Genomic DNA, 6,484 nt, shown 5'->3' with positions numbered 1-6,484 from the left:
GGGACCACCGGATGACTCGGTGCGCCGAGGACGCCCACATGGGCGCGGGTTCGGCATACTCGCTAGTCAAAGCCGTTTCCACACGGCCTCGGCCGAATTCTGCCTGCTGATCTAGTCGGGCAATTGCTCCGCGCCGGCGCGACGAACCCACGGCGAACCAGGCCCGTCATGTTGTGCCGGCCAGCCCAAGGGGTCGCGACGCATGCGCTTGTGGCAGAGCTGGACATATGCAACCATCGCGCCGGCGCGCTGCGAGGGACGAAAGCGCATCGTCATCGCTCATCGAGCGTCACACCAACAAGGAGGCCGCGTGGATCAAGGTGTTCAAAAGAAGGCATTCGTACTATCGTGCGCACCGCACACAGCTCCTTCGGCTCTCTTGATCGCGACGGCGATGCTGATTGCCGCTTGCGGCGGCGGGGGCGGCAGTGGGGGTGGCGGCGCTGCTCTTCCGATCGTCGGCATTCCGCCCGCGAATGGCGGGGCGCCCAATCCGGACGATGGCAACCCTAGCGGCTACCCACATGCATCGGAACCCATCGGCACGGTACGCCAGATCTACGACGGCGCACTTTCCCCCGACTTGGCTGTCAACACCTATCGCAACATCGATCGGCTGTTTCCGACACGCACCATCGAACCCGGTGCCACGTCCTCTGCACTGCCCTCGGCGGCCTCGCGGCTCACGCAGGTGAGCTTCATGGTAGGCGCAGCGACATACAGCCTCGCCGAGTTCATGTCGGTGAATCGTGTGGCGGGCCTGCTCATTCTGAAGGACGGCAAGATCGCCAATGAGACTTACCAGTACGGCAACACGCAGCGGACGCGTTGGATGTCGATGTCGGTGGCCAAATCGATTACCTCGACGCTGATCGGCGCGGCCGTGAAGGACGGCTACATCGCCAGCATCGATGACCAGGTCATCAAATACGTGCCGCGGCTGGCGGGCAGCGCCTATGACGGCGTGACGGTTCGCAACGTGATGATGATGGCCTCGGGCGCCCGTTGGAACGAAACCTACACCGATCCGAACTCTGACCGCCGCCAGTTGCTTGAGGCGCAGATCAGCCAAAAGCCAGGCTCGGCCATGGACCTGATGAGCAAGCTGCCTCGCGCGGCGGCACCGGGCTCTGTTTACAACTACAGCACCGGCGAGACGCAGGTGGCCGGCGAGATCGTCTACAACGCGGTCAAGAAGCCGCTGGCGCAATACCTGTCCGAGAAGATCTGGTCGAAGGTCGGGATGGAAGCTCAGGCCAATTGGTGGCTCGACTCGCCCGGCGGCGTGGAGATCGGTGGCAGCGGCATCAGCGCAACCTTGCGCGACTACGGTCGCTTTGGCCTGTTCGTGATGAACGACGGCATGGCGGCCGGCCAGCAGGTGGTGCCGACCTGGTGGATTGCGGAAGCGGGCACGCCCAAGGTGCTGACTGGCGGCAATCCGATCAACTATGGCTACCTGTGGTGGATACCGTCGAGCGGCCCGTCGGCCGCAGACGGCGCCTTTTATGCGAACGGCATCATGGGCCAGCAGATCTACATCAATCGCAAGGAAAAGGTGGTCATTGTCGTCTGGGGCGCACAGACCGACCCTGCGGGCAACGGCACATTGCCGGTGGTGCCGTTCTTTGATGCCGTGGTGGCGGCGCTCAAGTAACTGGCACGAATATTTTGGGCAGCTTCGATCCTCGTGCGTTGGCGATGACGCAAAAAACGGTAGAAGGCCGTGAAGGTCCGGCAGTGGCTGAATCCAGCCGGTCGCGCCTCGGAGCTTGAACCCACAGCGGAAGCCCGTCGCGAAAACTGCCGGACCAACGACGGAAGCTCACGGAACAATCCCGCTATAAACGCAGGCTTTTTTTTTCACGCCGCCGCGAGCGCGTCGCAGGCCTTGCCGGATCTGACCTGTGACGGCCTGTGAGCCGCGCCGAGCAGCATGTGCCGTGTCATGGACCGCCGAACTGGAGCGCCCTTGTAAGAGGGCAATCGCCCTCGTCGCCCTCAAAAGACCCCGAATACCTTCAACAAGATGATGACGCCGATGGGCACGCCGCATAGCCAAAGGATGATGCTTTTCATGTGACTTCCTCGGTGGTGGGTATGCTGTCACGGTAGCCAGCGTCACCTCGGTTGGCGAAGGGAAAAAACGACCCTTGCAGTAGGAAAACGTCCGCGCCGGTGATCGCCGACGGTTGCGCCGGGATCGTGCAGATGCTTCGTCCGGATGTGTCGAGCGAGTCACGGAATGGCGCTCCGCCTGCCGCTGTTGCGGATTCGGTCAACACCTACAAGCCTCGTCATTAGGAGACGACGCCGGGAGCTCTGCGGCACGCGACCATAGCTCGCGAGGCTGCGCCGCGGCGGCCTTGACGGTTTTATTTCTGTTCCGCATCAAGCAACACCAAGGAGCAAATCATGGCCAATGGCAGCCTTTTGGGTCGCGCCGACCAACCTTGTGCTGATCGCGTTCCTTTTGCCGATGTGCCGGCCGATGAGCAGGCGGTCGATGTGTTGAGCGAACTGCTCGAACACGCGCGCGACGGCGAATACGGCTTTCGCACCTGTGCCCGAGAGGTGCCTTCTGCATCAAGCCTGAGGCAGTCGTTCAACCGGCGCGCTTCGCAGTACCACGAGGCCTGCGATGACTTGGAACGAATGATTCGGCGCCACGGGGGCTCGCCCATCGAATGTGGTACGACCGGGGCGACCATCCACCGGGGGTGGGTGCGGGTGAAAGGAGCCATCGGTGCCAACAGTGAGTTGTCACTGCTTGACGACTGCGAACGTAGCGAAGAGGCAGTCGTCGCACTCTACCGCGAGGCGATGCAACGAAACCTGCCACCCGACGTCCGCGACCTGGTCGAGCGCCAGGCTGCAAGCGCGCAGCAAAGCCAAGATCAGCTCCGGGTGCTGCGCGGCGAAATCCGTCTAGGCGCGTGACGAAGACAGTTCGGTGCGTGTCGTCGATGCAGTTGTAGAACTAGTTCCACTCCCCGAATTTCGAAGCATCGATGTGGCTCAGCCGCTGCTCGACAGTCTGGCCGAAGAATCGGGCGAGCTGGCGCGTTTGGCGGCTGGTCCATTGGCAGGCGTCGAGACGCTGAGCTCGTCAACGCGATGCCGAATGCGGCCATCGAGACGGTGGTCGATACCAACGACCGACCCTTCGTCCGCTCCGATCGTGGTGCTCACTGTCGCTGGCCTGGTTGGCAATCGCGGATCGGTGACGCCAAGCTGGTTCGCTCGATGGCTCGCAAGGGGTGCTCGCCTGACAACTCGGCGTGCGAAGGCTTCTTCGGCCGGAGGGCGCCACGGTCGACTCCCTTGGCTCTCTCAGCCATGTCGAATACCGGCAAAGTCTCGGACTTGCGATATAACGCAGTCCAACTTTTTATCCGTATCCCCTCGGGTCAGAGATTGAGCGTGCTCGGCCTCGAAAGCGTTGGAGTTAGGGCAAGGATCTCGACAGAAGGATTGCGTAGGTTGACTTGGAACACCTCGTCGCAGTCGAGGACCTGCATGACTCCATCGGCCGGAAGGGTGAACTCGCGTATACCTGCCGAGATTCGCGGCACTGCAATTTCCTTCATGGTCGAAGGTCGCGTCGAGGCAACGACAGAGGTTGTGCTCGAATGTCTGGTCTTGGCCGACTGTAGCCGGACAGACTGTGGGCGCAAGGGGCCCTTCGCTGCCAGTCTTCCCCTCCAGAGCGGTTATCGGAAATCAAGGGGGTGGCGATTGGGGCTCACGCCGGGCCATCTTCCGGGGCGGGGGCGCCTTGGCGTCCGTTCAAGTCGAGGGGGATCTGTTCGCGCAAGCCGCGTCTTCCCCTAGACTGAACAAGGTTCGCTCCGAGTTGGGATCGCACTTGGGCCGCTTGTTGCGGAGCGGGGCGTCGGGTATACCGCTCACTTGACTATGGATCCGCTCTTCAAGAAAGCCATCGCGCAAGGAGTTGCGGGGATGGCCGTATTCGTTGCCTTCATTTTCCTGCCCGCGGGCACGTGGCAATACTGGCAGGGCTGGCTCTTTATCGCAGTCTTTGCCACCTCGACCATCGGCTTCACCGTCTATCTCGCCCTCCACGACAGGCCGCTTCTCGAACGCCGCATGAATGCCGGACCACAGCATGAGAAAGAATGGCCGCAGAAGATCATCGTGTCGCTCATCATCCTCGCGTTTTTTATTTTCATCATCCTGCCTTCACTCGACTACCGATTTGGCGTCTCGCCGGTGCCCGCATATCTCTCCTTTGTCGGGAACGTCGTGATCGTATTGTCATTCCTCTTTATTTTCTGGGTCCTGAAGGTCAATAGTTATGCAGCAGCCAACATCAGCGTCGCGGACGATCAAAAAGTGATCGACAGCGGCCCCTACGCTTATGTGCGTCATCCCATGTACGCTGGCGCGCTCTGGCTTTTCATCGGAATGCCGCTTGCCCTCGGCTCATGGCTCACGCTCTGTCTCGTCCCGCTCATTCTGCCGGTGCTTGTCTGGCGGCTTCTTGATGAGGAAAAAATCTTGCGCCGCGATCTTCCCGGATACAGCGAATATGCAAGCCAGGTGCGTCATCGTCTCATTCCCTATGTCTGGTAGGAAATGGGGCAGCCGTTTACTGGAACTGGCCGGCCGTAGCCGGTCGCAGCCTCGAAGCTTTGGGCCCATTGCCGACCTTCCGCTTGCTCCAAAAGAGACTTCGACCAAGAAGACCGTGCTCAAGAGGCGCTCTGCCAACGATCTCACTCGGCGCAGTTCAGCATCCACTGGACGCCGAAACGATCGGTCAATTTGCCGTAGTAGTCGCCCCAGGGCTGGATGCCCAAGGGGGTTGTGATTGTTCCGTCGGCACCCAGGGCCTGGAAGAGTTTGTTCGTGGCACCTCGGTCGTCCATCGCGAGCAAGTGCGCGGAGCCCCGCATCGGTTCGGCGTCTTCGTTGTCCGAGGCATAGAAGAGCAGGCCTGGTCCCTCGAACTTCGCGTGCATGACCTTGCCGCGCATGGCCTCGTTCTTCACGGGCATGCCATCGACTCCGTAGCGCAGAACCTCGACGACACGGCCAAGACCGCACTCCGTATAGAACGCCAGAGCCTGATCACAGTTTGTGGTGAAGAACAGATAGTTCGAGAGTTGCATGATGGTGTACTTTGATGCGAGTGGAGCCACGACACTGTCTGCTCCACCCGGTAGAACGTGTTGCTGCCCCGGGCGTGTCAGGCTGAAGCCGCCCCTTCACTGAGCTGCGCATTGGTGAGGGCTGCCCCGGCAATGCCCCAGGCCCCGTCCACCGCGTGCACGACGTTGACCCATATGCGCTCCTTCGGGTGGTGCTCGCCAGACAGCTCATGAATGATGCTCGTGGCCTCTTCGATATAGCCGACTTGCACGTCCCGATTGGCGAATGCGAAGGATGGGACCTTCCATTCCACGAAGGCCACGGAGGCCTCCTTGGATCCGGAATACGTGTGTTCCTTCGGCAAGACGTGGATCGAGCCAACGATGTTGGGCGCTATCGCCTCGTTTCCCGCCAGGCCGTGCCACTTGAGCATGGCATCGGACAGTCGGCTGAAGGCGACTTTTTCTCGGCCTTTGGGGAGAACGCCCTCGGTGAGGGTGAGGGTAAGTGGCATGGGTACTCCAAGTAGAAAGAACGGCATCGACTCACACGCTGCGATATGCAGGGCATTTCAAGTAACGACCGTTATTCGATAATACATAACGATCGTGTTTTGAACAACTACAATTGTTGGCTTCACATGTCGAAGGAGCTTCTTGTGTCAAGGTCCGAGCAGAAGGTGCAGACGCGGCAACGCATCCTGGAGGGCGCAGGTCGCGGGTTCCGCAAGGCTGGATTCGGCGGGATCGGGGTGGACGGCCTGGCGAAGGAAGCAGGCCTGACATCGGGTGCCTTTTACGTGCATTTCGACTCAAAGGCCCACGCATTCCGGGAATCGGTCGCACAGGGCATGGCCGAGTTGCGGGGTGGTGTGCTGTACTTCCAAGAAAAGCACGGACGCGCTTGGTGGGCGGAGTTTGTGCGCTTCTACCTCAGTGCCAAGCGCACGTGCGACTTGTCAGAGAGTTGCACGCTGCAGACGATGCCGGCGGAAGTGGCGCGATCGGACGAAGCCTCCCGTACGACGTTTGAGAAGGCATTGCGCGACGTTGCACAGGCGATCGTCGATGGTCCCGCCTCACCAGGTGCGCCACGGGAGGTGGGAGCCGCTTGCGCCGCCCTCTCTTCGCTTGCGGGCGCTGTCACGCTCGCACGTGCTGTCGGGAGCGGCGCCTTCGCGGACCAGATCGCTGCAGGGACGGAACACGCATTGCTCGGTGCGCCAAGCGGAAAGACTTCGGCCAAGAAAGCCGCTTGAGCGTGGCTTGTAAGGTCGTCTTGGTGATTGTCCTCATGCCGCGAGTTCAGCAGAGCTGAACGAATGTTGTGAACGCGTCCTTCGCCGGATCATGGAAAACATACACCGCCG

Annotated in this window: 6 protein-coding genes and 1 pseudogene; 5 read left to right on the top strand and 2 right to left on the bottom strand. The window is 60.9% G+C overall.

Annotated elements, in window-relative coordinates:
* The first annotated feature begins 379 nt into the window (after window positions 1–379).
* The 4 genes and pseudogenes from FB547_RS33155 (at window position 380) to FB547_RS33140 (ending at window position 4,596) form a co-directional block, all read left to right on the top strand.
* A complete protein-coding gene (locus FB547_RS33155; protein WP_261380487.1) occupies window positions 380–1,657 on the top strand; it encodes a serine hydrolase domain-containing protein in 1,278 nt (425 codons plus the stop codon).
* Window positions 1,658–2,415: 758 nt separating this feature from the next.
* Window positions 2,416–2,940, top strand: a complete 525-nt coding sequence (locus FB547_RS33150; RefSeq protein ID WP_145747826.1) for a ferritin-like domain-containing protein — start codon at window positions 2,416–2,418, stop codon at window positions 2,938–2,940.
* A gap of 135 nt (window positions 2,941–3,075) precedes the next feature.
* Window positions 3,076–3,377 (top strand): annotated as a pseudogene (locus FB547_RS33145) (IS3 family transposase); the annotation flags it as partial.
* A gap of 586 nt (window positions 3,378–3,963) precedes the next feature.
* Complete coding sequence (locus FB547_RS33140) at window positions 3,964–4,596, top strand: methyltransferase family protein (RefSeq protein WP_261380486.1); 633 nt, start codon at window positions 3,964–3,966, stop codon at window positions 4,594–4,596.
* Window positions 4,597–4,739: 143 nt separating this feature from the next.
* Here FB547_RS33140 and FB547_RS33135 read toward each other — a convergent pair whose 3' ends face one another.
* Window positions 4,740–5,135 (bottom strand): VOC family protein, encoded by a 396-nt coding sequence (locus FB547_RS33135; protein WP_145747824.1) that lies wholly within the window; start codon window positions 5,133–5,135, stop codon window positions 4,740–4,742.
* A gap of 77 nt (window positions 5,136–5,212) precedes the next feature.
* Window positions 5,213–5,629 carry a 4-oxalocrotonate tautomerase gene (locus FB547_RS33130; protein ID WP_145747823.1) on the bottom strand — a complete coding sequence of 139 codons (417 nt, stop codon included), beginning with the start codon at window positions 5,627–5,629 and terminating at the stop codon, window positions 5,213–5,215.
* A gap of 45 nt (window positions 5,630–5,674) precedes the next feature.
* Between FB547_RS33130 and FB547_RS33125 the strand changes: the two genes are divergently transcribed.
* Window positions 5,675–6,373: a TetR/AcrR family transcriptional regulator gene (locus FB547_RS33125; RefSeq protein WP_261380485.1), complete on the top strand. Its 699-nt coding sequence runs from the start codon at window positions 5,675–5,677 to the stop codon at window positions 6,371–6,373.
* Window positions 6,374–6,484: the final 111 nt, after the last annotated feature.

Source organism: Variovorax beijingensis (assembly GCF_007828835.1).
Taxonomy (GTDB): domain Bacteria; phylum Pseudomonadota; class Gammaproteobacteria; order Burkholderiales; family Burkholderiaceae_C; genus Variovorax; species Variovorax beijingensis_A.
The sequence above is the reverse complement of the archived record's forward strand: the minus strand, read 5'-3'. Positions and strand labels throughout refer to the sequence as shown.